The 18,916-nt window shown below is 61.8% G+C and carries 19 protein-coding genes; 17 read left to right on the top strand and 2 right to left on the bottom strand.

What is annotated here, in order from left to right; genetic code table 11:
• From L972_RS06210 to L972_RS06275, 14 genes are all read left to right on the top strand, one after another.
• Window positions 1–674, top strand: a 674-nt coding sequence (locus L972_RS06210; protein WP_047436681.1) for a YcjF family protein, incomplete at its 5' end; no start/stop codon positions are given.
• A gap of 190 nt (window positions 675–864) precedes the next feature.
• A complete protein-coding gene (locus tag L972_RS06215) occupies window positions 865–1,788 on the top strand; it encodes a LysR family transcriptional regulator (RefSeq protein WP_005361174.1) in 924 nt (307 codons plus the stop codon).
• 197 nt (window positions 1,789–1,985) lie between these two features.
• Window positions 1,986–3,131, top strand: coding sequence for an ABC transporter substrate-binding protein (locus L972_RS06220; RefSeq protein ID WP_047436683.1), 1,146 nt, complete (start codon window positions 1,986–1,988; stop codon window positions 3,129–3,131).
• Between the two features lie 143 nt (window positions 3,132–3,274).
• Window positions 3,275–4,288: an ABC transporter ATP-binding protein gene (locus L972_RS06225; RefSeq protein WP_047436685.1), complete on the top strand. Its 1,014-nt coding sequence runs from the start codon at window positions 3,275–3,277 to the stop codon at window positions 4,286–4,288.
• Window positions 4,285–5,253: an ABC transporter permease gene (locus L972_RS06230; protein ID WP_005346227.1), complete on the top strand. Its 969-nt coding sequence runs from the start codon at window positions 4,285–4,287 to the stop codon at window positions 5,251–5,253. The genes L972_RS06225 and L972_RS06230 overlap by 4 nt, the downstream gene beginning before the upstream one ends.
• Before the next feature lie 35 nt (window positions 5,254–5,288).
• Window positions 5,289–6,116, top strand: a complete 828-nt coding sequence (locus L972_RS06235) for an ABC transporter permease (protein ID WP_047436690.1) — start codon at window positions 5,289–5,291, stop codon at window positions 6,114–6,116.
• Between the two features lie 29 nt (window positions 6,117–6,145).
• Window positions 6,146–7,576: a gamma-aminobutyraldehyde dehydrogenase gene (locus L972_RS06240; RefSeq protein ID WP_047436693.1), complete on the top strand. Its 1,431-nt coding sequence runs from the start codon at window positions 6,146–6,148 to the stop codon at window positions 7,574–7,576.
• A 152-nt stretch (window positions 7,577–7,728) separates the two neighbouring features.
• Window positions 7,729–8,523 (top strand): phenylalanine 4-monooxygenase, encoded by a 795-nt coding sequence (gene phhA / locus L972_RS06245; protein WP_047436697.1) that lies wholly within the window; start codon window positions 7,729–7,731, stop codon window positions 8,521–8,523.
• A 63-nt stretch (window positions 8,524–8,586) separates the two neighbouring features.
• The gene (locus tag L972_RS06250) at window positions 8,587–8,925 is read left to right on the top strand and encodes a 4a-hydroxytetrahydrobiopterin dehydratase (protein ID WP_019444917.1); all 339 of its coding nucleotides are present in this window, start codon (window positions 8,587–8,589) and stop codon (window positions 8,923–8,925) included.
• Window positions 8,922–9,044, top strand: a complete 123-nt coding sequence (locus tag L972_RS22100; RefSeq protein ID WP_257496256.1) for a 4a-hydroxytetrahydrobiopterin dehydratase — start codon at window positions 8,922–8,924, stop codon at window positions 9,042–9,044. Before L972_RS06250 ends, L972_RS22100 begins: the two co-directional genes overlap by 4 nt.
• Before the next feature lie 148 nt (window positions 9,045–9,192).
• Window positions 9,193–10,740, top strand: coding sequence for a transcriptional regulator TyrR (gene tyrR / locus L972_RS06260; protein ID WP_005333656.1), 1,548 nt, complete (start codon window positions 9,193–9,195; stop codon window positions 10,738–10,740).
• Window positions 10,741–10,929: 189 nt separating this feature from the next.
• Window positions 10,930–11,487: a YfiR family protein gene (locus L972_RS06265; protein WP_005333646.1), complete on the top strand. Its 558-nt coding sequence runs from the start codon at window positions 10,930–10,932 to the stop codon at window positions 11,485–11,487.
• The gene (locus L972_RS06270) at window positions 11,484–12,713 is read left to right on the top strand and encodes a diguanylate cyclase domain-containing protein (protein WP_005361161.1); all 1,230 of its coding nucleotides are present in this window, start codon (window positions 11,484–11,486) and stop codon (window positions 12,711–12,713) included. The genes L972_RS06265 and L972_RS06270 overlap by 4 nt, the downstream gene beginning before the upstream one ends.
• Before the next feature lie 35 nt (window positions 12,714–12,748).
• On the top strand, window positions 12,749–13,237 hold the full coding sequence (locus L972_RS06275; protein WP_005333642.1) for an OmpA family protein: 489 nt from the start codon (window positions 12,749–12,751) through the stop codon (window positions 13,235–13,237).
• A 94-nt stretch (window positions 13,238–13,331) separates the two neighbouring features.
• Here the strand turns inward: L972_RS06275 and L972_RS06280 are convergent, their stop codons facing one another.
• Complete coding sequence (locus tag L972_RS06280; RefSeq protein WP_005333641.1) at window positions 13,332–14,069, bottom strand: TerC family protein; 738 nt, start codon at window positions 14,067–14,069, stop codon at window positions 13,332–13,334.
• 120 nt (window positions 14,070–14,189) lie between these two features.
• Between L972_RS06280 and L972_RS06285 the strand changes: the two genes are divergently transcribed.
• The 3 genes from L972_RS06285 to L972_RS06295 all read left to right on the top strand — a co-directional run bounded on the left by L972_RS06285 (window position 14,190) and on the right by L972_RS06295 (window position 17,446).
• Window positions 14,190–15,305, top strand: a complete 1,116-nt coding sequence (locus L972_RS06285; RefSeq protein WP_047436701.1) for an ATP-NAD kinase family protein — start codon at window positions 14,190–14,192, stop codon at window positions 15,303–15,305.
• 99 nt (window positions 15,306–15,404) lie between these two features.
• The gene (locus L972_RS06290) at window positions 15,405–15,683 is read left to right on the top strand and encodes a YfcL family protein (RefSeq protein ID WP_005333639.1); all 279 of its coding nucleotides are present in this window, start codon (window positions 15,405–15,407) and stop codon (window positions 15,681–15,683) included.
• A 98-nt stretch (window positions 15,684–15,781) separates the two neighbouring features.
• Window positions 15,782–17,446 carry an AMP-binding protein gene (locus tag L972_RS06295; protein WP_013723648.1) on the top strand — a complete coding sequence of 555 codons (1,665 nt, stop codon included), beginning with the start codon at window positions 15,782–15,784 and terminating at the stop codon, window positions 17,444–17,446.
• 109 nt (window positions 17,447–17,555) lie between these two features.
• On the opposite strand, the gene L972_RS06300 is transcribed toward L972_RS06295, so the two are convergent.
• A complete protein-coding gene (locus tag L972_RS06300; protein WP_047436704.1) occupies window positions 17,556–18,719 on the bottom strand; it encodes a trans-sulfuration enzyme family protein in 1,164 nt (387 codons plus the stop codon).
• Window positions 18,720–18,916 lie beyond the last annotated feature (197 nt).

Consider the following 18,916-nt stretch of genomic DNA (forward strand, 5'->3'; position numbering starts at 1 on the left):
GGCTGCGACTGCGCACTCTCAAGCGGCGTCAGGATGTACGCTCGCGAGCAGAAGGTCTGCTTGCTCATCAGGGAGTCGGGCAGGGGCAGGCCTTTTGCGAAGGGTTGGCGGTCAAAAGTGGCGACAAGGGGCGCGAGGGGTATCAAACCTGGCTGGCCCAGCTCGATGAGAGCCACAGCGATCGGGAGGTGCTGACCCTCTATAGCCAGCTGGTACTCGGCGAGCGCGACAAGCTGGCGCAGGCGCGGGTGGCCAAGTGGTCGGGGGAGGCCGCGGTGCTGGTGGCGCTGAGCCCGCTCGCCACCGTCGACATGATGCTGATGCTGTGGCGCAACCTGCGGATGATAGAGGACATCGCTGATGTCTATGCCATCGAGCTTGGCTACTGGAGCCGCATTCGCCTCATTCGTCAGGTGTTTCGCAACATGCTCTACGCCGGTGCCACCGAGCTGGTGACCGAGGTGGGGATGGACTTGCTGGGGGCCGAGCTTACCGCCAAGCTCTCCGCCCGCGCCGCCCAAGGGGTGGGGGCCGGACTGCTCACCGCTCGCCTTGGCCTGCGCACCATAGAGGCGTGCCGCCCGCTGCCCTGGTGTGCGGACGAGAAACCCAAACTCGGCGAGCTGCGCAAGCGGCTGATCGGCCAGCTGGCGGGGTACCTCAACAAATCCTGATAGCCCTGTCTGCACCTTGCTGCGATGATCCATGCCCCTGTCGTGCTCGCCAAGCCACAGGGGCATGGTTTTAATCGGCAGATCATTGAGTTGGCAGCAGAGTCCTGCTTTGGCGGGGCGCCCGTTTACGGTTAAGCTGGCAGTCAATCTTACCAATCACACTCATCGTACCAATCGGCAAGGATGCCCGATGAACTTTACCTTTCGCCAGATCCGTTATTTTGTGGCCGTGGCTGACAGCTTCTCAGTGAGTCGCGCCGCCGCCGAGCTGCATATCTCCCAGTCGGCGGTCACCAGCGCCATTCGCGAGTTGGAGACCGAGCTCGGCGCCCCGCTATTCGAGCGCAATCCGCGCGGCGTCACCCTCACCACCCAGGGCCACCAGTTTTTGCTCCACGCCCGCCGCATTCTCGGCGCCATGACCGAGGCGAGCCACTCCCTCAAAGCGGTGGCCCAGCAGGATCAGGGGCGACTCACTATCGGCGTGACCACCTTGGTGGCGGGTTACTACCTCTCAGAGGCGCTCGGCCGTTTTCGCCGCGCCTTTCCGGCGGTACAGATCGAGGTGAAGGAGGATGAACAGCCTTTTCTGGAGCACCAGATCGTCAACGGCGAGGTGGATGTGGGGATCCTGATGACCAACCGCACCATCCGGCAAGAGGCGTTTGATACCGAATTGCTGACCCGTTCGCCGCTGCGGCTCTGGCTGGCCGCCAACCACCCGCTCTGCGCCGAGTCGACCCTCTCGCTCACCGCGCTGGGGGAGGAGCCGATGATCTCGCTGACCGCCGATCAGCTCGATCAGATCATCGGTGGCGGCCTGCGTCGCTACGGCATCTCCCCCCGTATCGTGCTGCGCACTGCGTCGGTGGAGGCTGTGCGCAGTCTGGTGGCGAGCCAGCTCGGGGTCGCCCTGTTGCCCGATTTTGCCTATCGCCCCTGGTCGCTGGAGCAGGAGCGGGTCGAGGCGCGCGCCATCAAGGAGCCCATTCCCGCCATCGATATCGGGCTGGTGTGGCGCCGTGGTTCTCGGCTGGATTGGACGGCGAGGGAATTTATCGATATTGCGCGGGATCAGAGCCGGTTGCGGGCCCGTCAGGCGCTCCCTCGCTAGCCATCTCTTGCGGGGTAGCCACCAAAAATCAGATTCATCTGCACTCGATATCGATTTAGCTGATACCTGAGCCATCAAAAATTGAAATATTCATCGTATTGCCACTCCCCTAAGCTCATTGCTGGTTAACAGGATGTTAACGCCCATGGTGGCGTTCCTTCACCTGATGCAAGTCAACACAATGCAAGGAGTGCATGATGAAATTGACCCCTCTGATGCTGGCTCTTGTGCCGGCGCTGCTGGCAGGCCAGACCCAGGCTGCCCCGACCGAGCTCGGCAAGGGTGAAAGCCAGCTCAATATCGTGGCCTGGGCTGGCTACGTTGAGCGTGGCGAGACCGACAAGAACTACGACTGGGTAACCGGCTTCGAGAAAGAGACCGGCTGCAAGGTGAACGTCAAGACGGCGGCCACCTCGGACGAGATGGTGGCGTTGATGAACGAGGGGGGCTTCGATCTGGTGACCGCCTCCGGCGATGCCAGTCTGCGTCTGATTGCCGGTGGCAAGGTGCAGGCGCTCAATCTGGCGCTCATCCCGAGCTACAGCAAGATTGATCCCCGGCTGCAAAATGCCCCTTGGCACACTGTGGATGGCAAGCACTACGGCGTGCCCTACCAGTGGGGCGGCAATATCCTGATGTACAACACCAAGGTGTTCCCCAAGGCACCGGACTCCTGGAACGTGGTGTTCGAGGAGCAGACCCTGGCGGATGGCAAGTCCAACAAGGGGCGGGTGCAGGCCTTTGACGGCCCGATCCACATCGCCGATGCCGCCCTCTATCTGATGACCCATCAGCCCGCCCTGGGCATCAAGGATCCTTACGAGCTGAACGAGGATCAGTACAAGGCCTCCCTCGATCTGCTGCGCAAGCAGCGCCAGCTGGTGGGACGCTACTGGCATGATGCCTTCGTCCAGATCGATGACTTCAAGAACGAAGGGGTGGTTGCGTCAGGCTCCTGGCCGTTCCAGGCCAACGCCCTGATCGCCGACAAGCAGCCCATCGCCACCACTGTGCCGAAAGAGGGCGTGACCGGTTGGGCCGATACCAGCATGGTGCACAGCGATGCCAAGAACCTCACCTGCGCTTACAAGTGGCTGGAGCACTCTCTGAGCAACAAGCTGCAGGGGGATCTCGCCGCCTGGTTTGGCTCGGTGCCTGTGGTACCTGCCGCCTGTGAGGGCAATGCCCTGCTGGGCCCGACCGGGTGCAAAACCAACGGTATCGACAACTTCGATCGGGTTCGCTTCTGGCGCACTCCGGTCTCCCAGTGCAAGAGCCAGGGAACTTGCGTGCCCTATTACCGCTGGGTCTCCGACTATATCGCCATTCTGGGCGGTCGCTAAGGCGGCGTGAGCAAGGTGGTCGCCCCGGTTGCCACCTTGCCAACGGCAGGGGAGCTGCGCCTCCTCTGCACGACTGCCGAGAGCGGATAATCAAGCGGGCCGGACAGGAGTCCGGCCAATCCCAGTACAGACAAGGACGCCCCATGAACGCCGTACAATTTGACCGGGTCAGTCGCCACTATGGCGAGGTGAAGGCGGTCGACGACATCTCTTTCCAGATCCCCTCCGGGGAATTCTTTACCCTGCTGGGGCCGAGCGGTTCCGGCAAGACCACCTGCCTGCGGATGATAGCGGGCTTTGAGTACCCGAGCGACGGGGAGATCCGCCTGTTTGGCGAACCCTGCTCCACCGTGCCCCCCTACGATCGCAACCTCAATACCGTGTTTCAGGACTACGCCCTGTTTCCCAACATGGATGTGCGCGACAACATCGGCTATGGCCTGATGCTCAAGGGGGTCGCCAAGGCACAGCGTTACCGCAAGGTGGACGAGATGCTGGAGCTGGTGCGACTGCCTGGGGTCGGCAAGCGCCGCCCAAGCCAGCTCTCCGGCGGCCAGCGCCAGCGCATCGCCATCGCCCGGGCGCTTATCAACCAGCCACGCATCCTGCTGCTGGACGAGCCGCTGGGGGCCCTCGATCTCAAGTTGCGCGAGCAGATGCAGCTTGAGCTCAAGGCGTTGCAACGCCAGTTGGGCATCACCTTTATCTTCGTCACCCACGATCAGCAGGAGGCGCTCTCAATGAGCGACCGGATCTGCATCTTCAGTCAGGGCAAGATCGAGCAGATTGCCGCCCCCGATACCATCTACGACGCTCCGGCGACGCCGTTTGTGGCCCGCTTCGTTGGCACCGTCAATCTGTTCGAAGGGGAGCAGGCCAGACGGCTGTGCGGCGACGGCAGCCAGATGATGGTGCGCCCGGAGCGGATCCGGCTCGCTGAGGCGGGTGTGCCGGGCTGGTCGGGAGAGATCCGCGAGGTGGAGTATCTGGGTCCCTTCGTCCGTTATCGGGTTGATCTCGGGGAGCAGCTCGAGATCATCGTCAACCACCCCAATGAGGGGCAGGCCCGTCTGGCCCGTGGCAGCAGGGTCAGCCTCAGCTGGCCGGAGCAGGCCATCCATCGCCTGAGCGGCGCCCATCAGGGGGCGCAGCCATGAGTGCCCCTCACAGTGCGAGTCTTGCCATGAACCATCAGCCCGAACCTGCCCGTTTCAGGCCGCTGCGGCGCCTCTCGACCCTGCTCTATGGTCGGCCCGGCCTGCTGCTGGCGATCCTGCTGGGGCCGCCGCTGCTGTGGCTCGGCATCATCTATGTCGGCTCCTTGCTGATGCTGCTTTCCAACTCCCTGTTCGGGCTGGACGAGTTCAGCGGTCAGGTGCGCCACGAGCTGGGGCTGCAAAACTTCGTCGCCCTGCTGCGACCGGAGAATCTGGATGTGATCGGCCGCACCGTCGGCATGTCGCTGCTGGTGACTCTGGCCTGCGCCCTGCTCGGTTTTCCGGTTGCCTACTACATGGCACGCTACACCAGTGGCAAGACCCGGGCGCTGTTCTATGTGGGGATCATGCTGCCGCTCTGGTCCAGCTATCTGGTGCGGGTCTACGCCTGGAAGCTGATCTTGGCCAAGGAGGGGGTAGTGAGCTGGCTGGCGGACAGCATGGGGTTGGAGTGGCTGCTCGATGCCATCCTCTCCCTGCCGGTGATCGGTGGCCCGTCGCTCTCCTTCTCGCGGCTCGGCACCTTTATCGTGTTCGTCTATGTCTGGCTGCCCTTCATGATCCTGCCCATTCAGGCGGCGGTGGAGCGTATACCGCGATCCCTCTTGGAGGCGAGCAGCGATCTGGGGGCGACACCCGCCCAGACCTTTCGCAACCTGATCCTGCCGCTGGCGTTGCCCGGTGTGGTGGCGGGCTCCATCTTCACCTTCTCGCTGACCCTCGGTGATTACATCATCCCCGGCATCATTGGCAACTCGACCATGTATATCGGTCAGGTGGTCTACATGCAGCAGGGGACGGCGGGCAACTTGCCCTTTGCCGCCGCCTTCTCGCTGGTGCCGATCCTTATCATCGCCATCTATCTGGCGATTGCGAAACGACTGGGGGCTTTTGATGCGCTTTGACCATCTCGCTCTGAACCGGCAGCAAGGAGGCCGTCATGTCAGCTAGCTCAGTGAGCAGTCAGGGACAGCGCCCTTCGGGCCTGCTCAAGTACGCCGCCATCGGCGGGCTCTTGTTCCTGCACTTTCCCATTCTGTTTATCTTCCTCTACGCCTTCACCAGCGAGAGCAAGAGTTACCAGTTTCCGCCCCCCGGACTCACTCTCAAATGGTTCGAGGTAACCCTCAATCGCCCCGATGTGTGGCGTGCCATCCAGCTGTCACTGGAGGTCGCAGGGCTGGCGACACTGGCGGCCATGATCCTCGGCACCTTGGCAGCAGGGGCCATTGCCCGCAGCCGCTTCTTCGGTCAGGAGGTGGTGTCGCTCTTGCTGGTGCTGCCCATCGCGCTGCCCGGTATCGTCACCGGTATCGCGCTGCGCTCGGCCTACGGCCTGATGGAGATCCCGTTCAGCTTCTGGACCATCGTTATCGGCCACGCCACCTTCTGTGTGGTGGTGGTCTACAACAATGCGCTGGCCCGTTTTCGCCGCACCAACCAGAGCCTCATCGAGGCGTCGATGGATCTCGGGGCCGACGGCTTCCAGACCCTGCGCTACGTGATCCTGCCCAATCTGGCCACGGCGCTGCTGGCGGGGGGCATGCTGGCCTTTGCCCTGAGCTTTGACGAAGTGATTGTCACTACCTTCACGGCGGGCCAGCAGACCACGCTGCCCATCTGGATGTATCAGGAGCTGATCCGTCCCCGAGACAGGCCGGTCACCAACGTGGTGGCCCTCATCATAGTGGCCTTCACCACTATCCCTATTTTGCTTGCCTACTACCTCACTCGCGACACCCATGATGTCGCTGGCAGTGGCAAATGATGACTCAACGCGTGCGCAAGGATGCAACCATGAAACTCTCTACCCAACTCTTGATTGATGGCCAGTTTGTGACCGGCGATGGGCAGGCCGAACCCATTCTCAACCCGGCCAACGGCGAGCAGATCGCCGCCGTACCCGAAGCCTCGTTCGAACAGGTGAACCGGGCGGTGAACGGTGCCCAGCGCGCCTTCGCCCAGTGGAGCCGCACCACCCCGGCAAGCCGCAGCAACATGCTGCTGCGTCTGGCGGATCTCGTCGAGCGCCACGCCGAGGAGTTTGCGGCGCTCGAATCCCTCAACTGCGGCAAACCCTATCTGGCAGTGCTCAACGACGAGCTGCCCGCGGTGGTGGACTGCTTCCGCTTCTTTGCCGGGGCGGCCCGCTGCCTGCAAGGGCCGCTGGCGGGGGAGTATCTCGAGGGGCACACCAGCATGATCCGCCGCGACCCCATAGGTGTTGTGGGCAGTATCGCCCCCTGGAACTACCCGCTGATGATGGCGGCCTGGAAGATGGCGCCGGTGCTGGCGGCGGGCAATACGGTGGTGCTCAAACCCTCCGAACAGACCCCGCTCACCGCGCTGCGTTTGGCGGAGCTGGCCAGCGAGATCTTTCCCCGCGGCGTTATCAACGTCATCTGCGGGCGGGGCGAGAGTGTGGGGGCGCCGCTGGTGGAGCACCCGCTGGTGCGGATGGTATCGCTCACCGGCGATATCGCCACCGGCCAGAAGATCCTGCAGAGTGCCGCCCGCACCATGAAGCGCACCCACCTTGAGCTGGGGGGCAAGGCGCCGGTGATCATCTTCGACGATGCGGAGCTGGAGGCCGTAGTGGCGGGTATTCGTACTTTCGGTTTCTACAATGCAGGGCAAGATTGCACCGCCGCCTGCCGTATCTATGCCCAGGGCAAGATCTACGACAAGTTCGTTGCCGCCATGACCGATGCGGTGGCCTCCATCAAGGTGGGCAGCCAGTACGAGGAGGGGGTCGAGATGGGGCCGCTTATTTCGGACAGACAGCGCAACCGGGTCGCCAGCTTTGTCGAGCGCGCCCAGAGCAGCGGTCATGTGGAGGTGACGGCGGGGGGCAAGATCCGTCCCGGCAACGGCTTCTTCTTCGAGCCGACCCTGATTGTCGGGGCTCGGCAGGAGGATGAGATCGTGCGGCGCGAGGTATTTGGCCCCGTGGTGTCGGTGACCCGTTTCAACGATGCCGAGCAGGTGGTGCAGTGGGCCAACGACTCGGACTATGGCCTCGCCTCGTCGGTCTGGACCAAGGATCTGAGCCTCGCCAGCAAGGTGGCCAGCCACTTGCAATATGGCTGCACCTGGATCAACACCCACTTCATGCTCACCTCCGAGATGCCCCACGGCGGCATGAAGATGTCGGGCTACGGCAAGGATCTCTCCCTCTATGCGCTGGAGGATTACACTGTGCCGCGCCATATCATGGTCAAGCTGTAGTGGGGATTGGTTAGCGGGTTGTCACAATTTATTTACAACTGTTTCCGGCAGCCGACTCATGGGTCGGCTGCTTTTTTTGTTGCCATTTCGTTACAGTGAAGCCGTGATGAAACGGCAAGGCGCCTGATGTGGCGCCAGAGGATGGAACCGCTATGGCAACCTTCTACACCGCCCACCAGCCGGATGCTGACGGGGTGATCCACTACAGCAACGAAGAGCACGGCACCTGGCAGATCCTGATCGAGCGTCAGTTCGCCGCTCTCGATGGCAAGGGGTGTGACGAGTATCTGGCCGGTCTCGACAGGCTGGGGCTACCCCGTGATCGCATCCCCCAGCTGGCCGAGATCAACGCCGTCTTGCAGCCTGCGACCGGCTGGTCGGTGGCAGCGGTACCTGCGCTTATCTCGTTCGATCGCTTCTTCGCCCTGCTGGCCAATCGCCAGTTTCCGGTGGCGACCTTTATCCGGCGCCGGGACGAGCTCGACTACCTGCAAGAGCCGGATATCTTTCACGAGATCTTCGGCCACTGCGCCATGCTGACCAATCCGGCCTTTGCCCACTTCACCCACCTATACGGTCAGTTGGGGCAGCAGGCGAGCAAGGAGCAGCGGGTTTTTCTGGCGCGGCTCTACTGGTTCACCGTGGAGTTTGGCCTGCTGGCGACGCCTGACGGGCTGCGTATCTACGGTGGCGGCATTCTCTCCTCCATCGGCGAGACCGCCTATGCCCTTTCCGGGAAGCCGCTGCTGCAACCCTTCGCTCTACTGACCGTGCTGCGCACCCCCTATCGCATCGACATCATGCAGCCCACCTATTTTGTGCTGCCGAGTCTCGATCATCTCTACCAGTTGACCGGGGAGGAGATCATGGCTGCTCTGGCGGAGGCCAGTCGGCTTGGCCTCTATCCGCCACGTTTTGAGGTTCCCGCTGGCAAACAGGCGAGCTGACCAAAAGCAAACAACCCTATTTCATTGTCATTAATTTTTCATTAATTCAAGTAGGAGTAACCCATGTCCGAACTGGCCAGCCAACAGTGTGAAGCGTGTCGCGCCGATGCCCCCAAGGTGAGCGATGAGGAGCTGCGCGAGCTGATGCAGCTTATTCCCGACTGGCAGCCGCTGGTGGAGGAGGGGGCGCTGCAACTGCGGCGGGAATTTACGTTTCGCAACTTCAAGGAGGCGCTGGCGTTTACCAACCGCCTGGGGGAGCTGGCGGAAGCGGAGTTCCATCATCCGGCCATCCTGACCGAGTGGGGGAAGGTGACTGTCAGCTGGTGGACGCACAAGATCGGCGGATTACACCGCAACGACTTCATCATGGCTGCACGCACGGATGAGCTGCTGAAGTGAACGCCACCACTCATCGAGTGAGCGATATGGTGATCGTCAGCTGGTGGATGCACAAGATCGGCGGTTTGCATCGCAACGACTTCATCATGGCGGCGCGCACCGATCAGTTGCTCCGGTAATCGCACCCCACACCAGCGTCATCGGTTGACCCGGGCCTGCCTGCGAAAGCGGGGCAGGCCCGCATTTTTATGGGCTGGCGCTCGCACTGGGGGGATCGAGACTGTATTATCCGCTCATTCATAGAGTTAGCTAGGAAGTGTGTCCCGAATGCGTCTTGAAGTCAGCTGTGAAGACCGCCTGGGCCTGACCCGGGAACTGCTCGACCGCCTGGTGGAGCACAATATCGATCTGCGCGGCATCGAAATCGATACCTCAGGCATCATCTATCTCAACTTTCCCGAGCTGGAGTTCAGTGATTTTCAGCACCTGATGCCGGAGATCCGCCGCATTCCCGGCGTCTACGACGTCAAGACCATCCCCTACATGCCTTCCGAGCGAGAGCATCACGAGATCGAGGCGCTGCTCAAGGCGCTGCCGGATCTGGTCTTCTCCCTCGACAGCAAGGGCAAGGTGACCCAGGCCAACCAGTCTGCCCTCACCACCCTCGGTTTGCCGGTGGAGGAGGTGCGCGGCGTGGCGCTCGGTTCGCTGGTCAAGGGTTTCTCCTTCACCCGCTGGCTGGAGGCGAGCGAGATCAAGCCGCAGACCTGCAAGCTCAGTTTCAATGGCGAAGAGTATCTGGCGGATCTGATGCCGCTGTTCGTGGCGGAAGCCCGCGGCAAGCAGGCGCTGGCCGGGGCCGTGGTGGTGCTCAAATCTGCCCGTCGGGTCGGCCTGCACTTCAGCGCGCTTCATGCGGTGGAAGTGGGGGGCTTCGAGCATCTGCAGGCCGAGAGCCCCAAGATGAAAGAGGTGCTGTCGCAAGCGCGCAAACTGGCGATGCAGGACGCGCCGCTGCTGATTGTCGGTGAGACCGGTACCGGCAAGGAGCTGCTGGCCCGTGCCTGTCACGGGGCCAGCCTGCGCTCCAGCCACCCCTTTATGGCCCTCAACTGCGCCGCCATGCCCGATAACGTGGCCGAGAGCGAGCTGTTTGGTTATGCCCCCGGCGCCTTTGGCAACAACACCGAGGGCAAGCGCGGCGTGCTGGAGCTGGCGAGCGGCGGCACCCTGATGCTGGACGAGATCGGCGACATGTCTCCCCATCTGCAGACCAAGTTTTTGCGGGTGTTGCAGGATGGGGTATTCCGCCGGGTCGGTGACGAGCAGGAGGTGAAGGTCAACGTGCGTTTCATCTGCACCACCCAGAAGCAGTTGCTGGATCTGGTGCACGAAGGAACCTTCCGCGAGGATCTCTACTATCGCCTCAACGTGCTCAGTCTGGCGCTGCCGCCCCTGCGCGAGCGCAAGGCAGACATCATGGTGCTGGCCCAGCAGTTTGTCTCCCGCTTTGCCAGCGAGTTGCAGCGACCCCGTCCGCGCTTTACCCGCAACATGGCCGACTACCTGACCGCCTACCGCTGGCCGGGCAACGTGCGTCAGCTGCGCAACTGTCTCTACCGTGCCATGACCCTGCTGGAAGGGGATGAGCTGGGACCCGAGCAGATCGACCTGCCGGTGGCGGCCGATACCATGCCGCTGATCGACGAGTGGTTTGAGGGGAATCTCGACGATGCGGTGAAGCGCTTCGAGAGCCAGCTGCTGGCCCGGCTCTATCCCGCTTTCCCGTCGACGCGCCAGCTGGCCAAACGCCTGGGCGTGTCGCATACCGCCATCGCCAACAAGCTGCGGGAATACGGCATCAGCAAGAAGTGATTTCCGTCTTGTTGCCTGCCACCAGAGAGCCCGTTACCAGACGGGCTCTCCGTTTTCTTTACACGAACCCGGTAGTTGATGGCGGGGTGAGACTTGTCAGGCCAGTGTCAGCCAACTTACTATCTGGGTTCATGTACCCGAACCGCAATGCCATAGCAGCGGTATTGTCAAGGCGACTACCTCCCGATCATGCTGTTACTCTTTTCCCCCCGTTTAACTGCCCGTCTTGCGCTCCTGTTGGTTGCGTTTGGCCTACTGTTGCCCCGCGCGCTGGCGGAAACGGCCGCAGAGAGCCGGGCGACGGCGGTCAGGGAGCTGGTGCTCGATATCATGAGTTACACCCGCTGGCCCACCGAGCCTGCGGTGCTGCGTATGTGCGTGGCGGCGCCGACCGAATATGCCGGCGCCCTCTTTACCATCGATCGTCAAGCCAATGGCCGTACCGTGCAGGTCCATCGTTACGAGGCGAGCGATCCGGCCATCAGCGATCACTGCGATGTGCTCTATCTGGGGGTACTCGACGAGCCGACCCGGATTGCGCTGTTTGCCCGCCTGCAGGGACACCCAGTGCTCAGCATCAGCGAATACAACCACGACTGTTCCACCAGCTCGGTGTTCTGCCTGCAGACCTCGCCGGACAGCGTGCGGGTGCGGTTTAAAGTGAACCTCGATGCCTTGGCCCTGAGCGGCGTGCGGGTGCATCCCGCTGTGCTCAAGCTGGCCCATGCCGACAAGGGGGTCCCATGAGACGACAGGTGAGCGCGGCTCCCCGCCGTCTGACCCTGCGTCAGAGCCTGGGGCGAACCCATCTGGTGGCCGCCATTACAGCCGTCAGCGTGGCAGGACTCTTTTTTACACTGGTGGCCCTGCTGGTAGTGCGTTTTTACGCCGACCACAATCTGGAGCTGGTAGCCCGCGCCATCAGCTACAGCGCAGAGGCGGCGGTGGTGTTCCACGATGAGGAGGCGGCGAGCGAGGCGCTCAGTGGCATCGTTGCCAAGGAAGAGGTGGCCCAAGCCACTATCGTGCTGACCAATGGCCAGCTGCTCGCCAGTTGGGAGCGCCCCAGAAGCAACCCGCTGGTGACGCTCGAAGACTATCTGGCCCAACTGCTGATGCCGGGGCCTGTCAAACTCCCCATGCTGCGGGGTGGTGAGCAGATCGCCACCATCGAGCTGCGCGGCCACGGTGAATATCTGTTGCTGTTTTTGCTCTCGGCGCTGCTGGTGATGGTGGTTTGTCTGATGCTGAGCGCCATGGTGGCACTCTATGTGGCTGACCGGATGCAGGTCTCCATCACCGCACCGCTGCGCAAACTGGCACTTGTCGCCCACTCGGTACGCCGACAGCGCACCCTGGGGATGCGGGCACCACCGGCCGATATCGTCGAGATTAACGAGCTGGGGGATGACTTTAACTCCCTGCTGGACGAGCTGCAAGCCTGGCAGGCCCAGCAGGCCCGCGAAAATGCCAGCCTGCTCCATCAGGCGACTCACGATGCCCTCACCGGGCTGCCCAATCGCGCCCTGTTTGAAGCGCGGCTCGCGCAGGCCATCTCCCTCGGCGAGCAAGAGGGGTTTGCGCTGCTCTATCTCGACTGTGATCGTTTCAAGCAAATTAATGACACGCTGGGGCACAACGCCGGTGACGATGTGCTGATTGCGCTCTCAAGACGGGTGCAGCATCAGCTGCGTCCGGATGATCTGGTGTTTCGCCTCGGTGGTGACGAGTTTGCGGTGCTGGTTGGCCCACTCCAGCGACAGCATGAGGTGGAAGAGGTGATTGGTCGCATCCAGCAGGCGATGAGCGAACCGGTAGCGCTGCGTGACGGTCGTCAGCTGGTGGCCGAGGTGAGTGTCGGCTTCGCCGTCTATCAGGCGGGCATGAGTGCCAGCGTGCTGTGTGATCAGGCCGATGCAGCCATGTATCTGGCGAAACGGGCGCGCCGCAGCGAACAGCAAACCATCGCCTGACTGGCAAGAATAACAACATAAACAAGGAGCAAACCATGAAGATCACCCACCTGTTGAAAGTGACCCTGCTGGGGTTGATGTTGTCGCTGCTGGCCGGTTGCCAGAGTGCCCCCAAGGGGTTGACCCCGGAGCAGATCGCCGTGCTCAAGGAGCAGGGCTTTTATCTGACCGATGAGGGGTGGACGCTGGATCTGGCCAACCGGGTGCTGTTTGCCAACAACGTGGGGGCGCTCAATCCCCAGACTCGCCAATCCGTTGAAAAACTGGGTAAAACACTGCTTGGCGTAGGGTTGGACAAGGCGCGGGTGGATGGTCACACCGATAATACCGGCGAGAGCAGCTACAACCAGCAACTCTCCCTGAAGCGGGCCCAGTCGGTGGCCGATGTGCTGGTCTCGGTCGGCATGAAGCCAGCCAATCTGGAGATCCATGGCCGTGGCGAGACCATGCCGCTGGCGGATAACAAGACCAGAGAGGGCCGGGCCGCCAACCGCCGGGTTGCCATCGTCATCAGCGATCAATAACCCTTTCATCGTTTCGTTACCCATAAAAAAGAGCGCCCGATCGGCGCTCTTTTTGATCGCGACAACTGGGGTCGCGAGGGCATGTGGGGCAGGGTTACTGCGCGCTATTTTGCCCGTTATTGTCGTGATGGCTGCGCAGGCGGATGTTGATCATCTCCACCACCAGCGAGAAGGCCATGGCGAAGTAGATGTAGCCCTTCGGAATATGCAGGTCCATCCCCTCGGCCATCAGGGCGAAACCCACCAGGGTGAGGAAGGAGAGGGCCAGCATCTTGATGGTGGGGTGGCTGTCGACGAAATCACCGATGGATTTGGCGGCAAACATCATGATGAAGACGGCGATCATGATGGCCAGCACCATCACCGGCACGTGATCGGCCATGCCGACTGCGGTGATCACCGAGTCGAGGCTGAACACGATATCGAGGATGGCGATCTGGATCAGGGTGCTGATAAAGCCCGAGGCCGCTTTGCTGACGCTCTCCGGCTCGGCCGCCCCTTCCAGGGTGACGTGGATCTCGTGAGCACTCTTGCCGATGAGGAACAGGCCCCCCAGCAGCAGGATCAGATCGCGGCCGGAGATGGCTTCACCCAGCACGGTGAAGAGCGGATCGGTGAGGCGCATCACCCAGGCCAGCGAGAGCAGCAGCAGGATCCGGGTACCCATGGCGAGCCCCAGACCCAGAATGCGCGCTTTTTGACGCTGCGCCTCCGGCAGGCGACCTACCAGGATGGAGATAAAGATGATGTTGTCGATGCCCAGCACGATCTCGAGCAGGGTAAGGGTGGCGAGTGCGACCCAGGCAGAGGGATCAAGAACCCATTCCAGCATGATTGAACCTTGGTTGAACATTGGTTGGAAAATTGAAGCAGCGCATTCTAGCAGGGGCGCCACTGCTTGTCCCAGAGGGGGGAAAAGATAAAAATGGTGGCCATCGCAAGGGAGGCAGGCATGTTTCGATTAGGGTTCATCATTAATCCGGTCGCCGGGATTGGCGGCGCAGTGGGGCTCAAGGGCAGTGACGGTGTGGTTGCCGAGGCGCTGGCCCGTGGCGCTGTGCCCAAGGCGCAGGAGCGGGCGCGGCAAGCCTTGTTGCCACTGTGCGAGCTGAGCGTCCCGTTTGAACTGCTGACGGTAGCGGGAGAGATGGGGGAGGCGGTGGCCCGCGAGCTGGGGTTGCCCTGTCGGGTCATCTATCAACCGGCCGGGGAGAGCACCTCGGCCGATGATACCCGCCACGCCGCCGGGCTGATGCGCGAAGCCGGGGTCGATCTGCTGCTGTTTGCCGGTGGCGATGGCACGGCGCGGGATATCTGCGCCGCGGTGGGGGAGTCCTGCCATGTGCTCGGCATTCCGGCGGGGTGCAAGATCCACTCCGGCGTCTACGGGGTGACACCCGCCGCCAGCGGGCGGGTGGTGGCGCGGATGATCGCAGGGGAACTGCTCAGCCTGATCGATGCCGAGGTGCGCGACATCGACGAGGAGGCGTTTCGCGCGGGCAAGGTGCGGGCCCGCCACTACGGCCAGCTGAAGGTGCCCGGCGATCTGCGTTATGTGCAGGCGGTCAAGCAGGGGGGCAAGGAATCCGAAGAGCTGGTGTTGGCTGATCTCGCCGCCGGTGTGGTGGAGCAGATGGAGCCCGATACCCTCTATCTGATGGGCTCCGGCAGCACGGTGGCAGCCTGTATGGCAGAGCTCGGTCTGGAAAATACCTTGCTCGGTGTGGATCTGGTGGAAAATGGCCGACTTATCGGGCAGGATCTCAGCGCCGCCGAGATCCTGACCCGGATCCGCGGTCGTCGCTGCCGACTGATCATTACCCTGATAGGCGGACAGGGACATCTGTTCGGGCGCGGAAATCAGCAATTGAGTCCTGAGGTGATTCGGTGTGTCGGGCTGGACAATATCCAGGTGCTGGCAACCAAAGCCAAGCTTGCCGCCCTTGCGGGCAGGCCGCTGCTGGTGGACACCGATGATCCCGAATTAAACCGGGCGTTGCGTGGTTATCTGCGAATAACCACGGGATACAAGGATCAGGTCATCTACCCGGTGGCCAACCCGGAATAGGACGCCAAGGACGCTGCTGGCCTGGCGCCAGAGAGCTGCAATCAACCGGATTGCGGTTCCATACCCCCGAATTTTTTGCCGCAAATGAGGCTGCGTTACATGACGATTCACGATTTTGAGCACAAGTTGTTGGGACTGATCGACAGCATGGTTGCTACCGCGACCGACGATGAGCTGTTTGCGGGGGGTTACCTGCGAGGTCATATCTCATTGGCCGTTGCCCGGGCCGAGCTGGAAGGTAAGACCCTGGTGCGGGACGTCAAGAGCTATGTGCTGCGCAGCCTCAACGAGGCGATCTTGCAAGGTGAGCTTTCTGAAGAGGATGAAAAACTGGTGCAGGCGATGTGGAGTCGTTTGCAACAAGACGCAGAAGCTTGATCGGATACACAATTCAAACTGAAGTTTGAGTTTATTCTTCCCCTGAAGTTAGTGAAAGGTTAATAATAAGTTTCGCCTTTTGTTTCAGGGATTAAACTATGGCCTCCTCCTCACGCATTGCCAATAAACTGCCGCTCGAGATGCTCTATCACTGGGAGCGGCAGTGTCCTGATCGAACCTACCTGCGTCAAACCATCAACCGCGAATATGTCGATTTCACCTGGGGTGAAGTGGCCGATGAAGCGCGGCGGATGGTGACGGCCTTGCGTCACCTCGGTCTGGTGGCGGGTGACAAGGTGGCGCTGCTCTCCAAGAACTGCGCCCAGTGGTTTATCGCCGATCTGGCGATGCAGATGGGGCAGTATGTGAGCGTGCCCATCTACCCGACCGCCAACGTCGACACCATCGAATATGTGCTGCGTCACAGCGAGGCCAAGGCGATCTTCGTCGGCAAGCTGGATGACTGGAAGAGTCAGGAGGCGGGCGTACCAGCCGATCTGCTGCGCATCGCCTTCCCCTACGACACCATGCCGGCCAGCCACCAGTGGGATGACCTGCTGGAGGCGCATGAGCCGATCCCTGACAGCCCGGTGCAGGCCCCTGACTCCCTGCTGAGTCTGGTCTACACCTCCGGCAGTACCGGCAAGCCGAAAGGGGCGATGCTGAGCGTCGAGCGTTACGCCTGGTCGTGCGAGAAGCTGGTGGAGACGGTGAGCCTGAGCCAGGCCGATCGGGGCTTCTCCTACCTGCCGCTGGCCCATATTACCGAGCGGGTCTACATCTACGGCGGTAGTCTCTATGGCGGCGCTACCATCGCCTTTCCCGAATCCCTCGACACCTTTATCGAAGATGTCAAACGTTGCCGTCCCACCGTCTTTATCTCGGTGCCGCGGCTGTGGGCCATGTTCCGCATCAAGATCCACGAGAAGCTGCCCCAGAACAAACTGGAGTTGCTGCTCAAGATCCCGCTTATCTCCGGCCTTATCAAACGCAAGCTGCAAAAGGGGTTGGGACTGGATCAGGCCCGGGTACTCGGCTGCGGCTCCGCGCCTGTCTCCCCTGCGCTGCTTGAGTGGTATCTGAGCATCGGCCTCAAGGTGACTGAAGCCTGGGGTATGACCGAGAACCACGCCTACTCCACCATCAACTACCCGTTCCGCGCCGACAAGATCGGCACCGTCGGCAAGGCGGGGATCGGAGTGACCATCAAGATCTCCGACGAGGGGGAGATCCTCTGCCGCTGCGAAGGGATGATGCTGGGTTACTACAAGGATCCCGAGCACAGCGCCGAGGCCATCGATGCCGAGGGGTGGCTCCACACCGGCGACATGGGCAAGCTGGACAAGGAGGGTTATCTCACCATCACCGGCCGGATGAAGGATGTGTTCAAGACCGCCAAGGGCAAGTATGTGGCGCCGGTACCCATCGAGGGGCTGCTGGGTCAGGAGCCCATTATCGAACAGCTCTGCGTGATTGGTTACGGCATGCCGCAGCCCATTGCGCTGGTGCAACTGGCCGAGAGCGCGATGAAGGGCAATCGGGAGGAGGTGAACGCCAGACTGGAAGCGGCGCGGGTACGGGTCAACGATCAGCTGGAATCTCATGCCAAAATTCGCGGCATTCTGGTAGTGAAGACTCCCTGGAATATCGAAAACGGCGTGCTGACCCCCACTATGAAGATCAAGCGTCACCTGCTGGAGCAAAAGTACGCCCAGGTCGGGGATCGCTGGCCCTCATCCCAGGTGGTGGTGTGGGAGGAGTAACTCCCGTTTTTCCATAGCGCACCAAACAACAACGGCCCTTGATGGGCCGTTGTTGTGTTTGAGGCATTTCACTCGCCGCTGTTTTGTCGGCGAGTAAAAGCGCGCCCGGTTAGATCTGCGCCAGCGCGGCAGCCAGATCGGCGATCAGATCGTCCGCATCTTCCACCCCGATGCTGAAGCGGATGAGGTCGTCGTTGACCCCGGCGGCGAGGCGGCTCCCCTCGTCCATGGCGGCGTGGGTGGTACTGGCCGGATGGCAAGCGAGACTCTCCAAATCGCCCAGACTCACCGCCTGCACGAACAGCTGCAGGTTATCGAGCAGGGTGGCGCAGCGCTCAAACCCGCCTTCCAGCTCAATGCTCACCATGCCGCCAAAGCCGCTGGCGAAGGCGGCGAGGGCATCGTGGCCCGGATGATTGGCAAGCCCCGGGTAGATCACCTTCTTCACTGCCGGGTGGGCGGCCAGAAACTCGGCCACTTTCTGGGCATTGTGCAGGTGGGCATCCATCCGCAGCGGCAGGGTCTTGACACCGCGTTGGAGCAGGTAGGCCTCCTGCGGGCCGATGGGGGCGCCGATATGCTTGAGGGCCACGGTGCGGATGGACTTCATCAGGGCGTGAGAGCCCGCTACCACTCCGGCGATGATGTCGCCGTGGCCGCCCAGATATTTGGTGCCGCTGTGCATCACCACATCGACCCCGAGCTCCAGCGGACGCAGCAGGTAGGGGGTGAGGAAGGTGTTGTCACACACTGTGATGGCGCCCACCTTGCGGGCCGCTTCCACCACCAGCCGCGGATCCACCACCTTGAGTGTGGGGTTGGTCAGGGTTTCGAACAGTACCACCTTGGTAGCAGGGCGGATGTTGGCCAGCAGATCCCGATCGCTCTCGTAAGCGGTGACCTTGATACCGGCGCGGCTGAAGGTCTGCTTGAGGAACGCATCGGTGCCGCCGTAGAGCGGGCCGATATAGGCCACCTCATCGCCGCTGTCGGCCAGGGCATACATGATGGCGCTCACCGCCGCCATGCCGCTCGCCACCACCAGCGTTTCGTCAGCCCCTTCCAGCGCCGCCAGTTTCTGCTCCAGCTCGGCGGTGGTGGGGTTGCCAAAGCGGCTGTAGATAAAGCCGGGGGCCTGACCTGCGAAACGATCCTTGCCCGCTTGAGCGTTGAAGTAGCTGAAGGTGCTGCTCTGGTAGAGCGGGGTGGTGAGGGCACCGGTCTGGGGGTCGATCCGCTGGCCGCTGTGCACGCTCATGGTTTTGAATTTCATCGTGTTGCTCCGTGATGGCCAGGCTCTGGCCATGACTTGTTTTGTTGCTTGTTGTTTTTGTCAGGGCGGGTATATCCATGCTGCTTGTGGCTTATGCATATACCCGCCGGCGGATCTCTGCGCTGCTCAGACCGGTATCGCTTCGCTTTCAGTGCGTGGGAGGCGAGCGGGTTCCCCATAGTGGCGGGCCGCCACAT

Source organism: Aeromonas sp. ZOR0001, from assembly GCF_000801015.1.
Lineage (GTDB): Bacteria > Pseudomonadota > Gammaproteobacteria > Enterobacterales > Aeromonadaceae > Aeromonas > Aeromonas veronii.

Bases quoted from the DNA above. Each gene is read 5' to 3' on its own strand.
- L972_RS06300 (WP_047436704.1), bottom strand. From the start codon at position 18,719: ATGAAATTCAAAACCATGAGCGTGCACAGCGGCCAGCGGATCGACCCC.
- L972_RS06280 (WP_005333641.1), bottom strand. From the start codon at position 14,069: ATGCTGGAATGGGTTCTTGATCCCTCTGCCTGGGTCGCACTCGCCACC.
- L972_RS06215 (WP_005361174.1), top strand. From the start codon at position 865: ATGAACTTTACCTTTCGCCAGATCCGTTATTTTGTGGCCGTGGCTGAC.
- L972_RS06270 (WP_005361161.1), top strand. From the start codon at position 11,484: ATGAGACGACAGGTGAGCGCGGCTCCCCGCCGTCTGACCCTGCGTCAG.
- L972_RS06285 (WP_047436701.1), top strand. From the start codon at position 14,190: ATGTTTCGATTAGGGTTCATCATTAATCCGGTCGCCGGGATTGGCGGC.
- L972_RS06275 (WP_005333642.1), top strand. From the start codon at position 12,749: ATGAAGATCACCCACCTGTTGAAAGTGACCCTGCTGGGGTTGATGTTG.
- L972_RS06290 (WP_005333639.1), top strand. From the start codon at position 15,405: ATGACGATTCACGATTTTGAGCACAAGTTGTTGGGACTGATCGACAGC.
- L972_RS06240 (WP_047436693.1), top strand. From the start codon at position 6,146: ATGAAACTCTCTACCCAACTCTTGATTGATGGCCAGTTTGTGACCGGC.
- L972_RS06225 (WP_047436685.1), top strand. From the start codon at position 3,275: ATGAACGCCGTACAATTTGACCGGGTCAGTCGCCACTATGGCGAGGTG.
- L972_RS06295 (WP_013723648.1), top strand. From the start codon at position 15,782: ATGGCCTCCTCCTCACGCATTGCCAATAAACTGCCGCTCGAGATGCTC.
- L972_RS06265 (WP_005333646.1), top strand. From the start codon at position 10,930: ATGCTGTTACTCTTTTCCCCCCGTTTAACTGCCCGTCTTGCGCTCCTG.
- L972_RS06230 (WP_005346227.1), top strand. From the start codon at position 4,285: ATGAGTGCCCCTCACAGTGCGAGTCTTGCCATGAACCATCAGCCCGAA.
- phhA (WP_047436697.1), top strand. From the start codon at position 7,729: ATGGCAACCTTCTACACCGCCCACCAGCCGGATGCTGACGGGGTGATC.
- L972_RS06250 (WP_019444917.1), top strand. From the start codon at position 8,587: ATGTCCGAACTGGCCAGCCAACAGTGTGAAGCGTGTCGCGCCGATGCC.
- tyrR (WP_005333656.1), top strand. From the start codon at position 9,193: ATGCGTCTTGAAGTCAGCTGTGAAGACCGCCTGGGCCTGACCCGGGAA.
- L972_RS06220 (WP_047436683.1), top strand. From the start codon at position 1,986: ATGAAATTGACCCCTCTGATGCTGGCTCTTGTGCCGGCGCTGCTGGCA.
- L972_RS06235 (WP_047436690.1), top strand. From the start codon at position 5,289: ATGTCAGCTAGCTCAGTGAGCAGTCAGGGACAGCGCCCTTCGGGCCTG.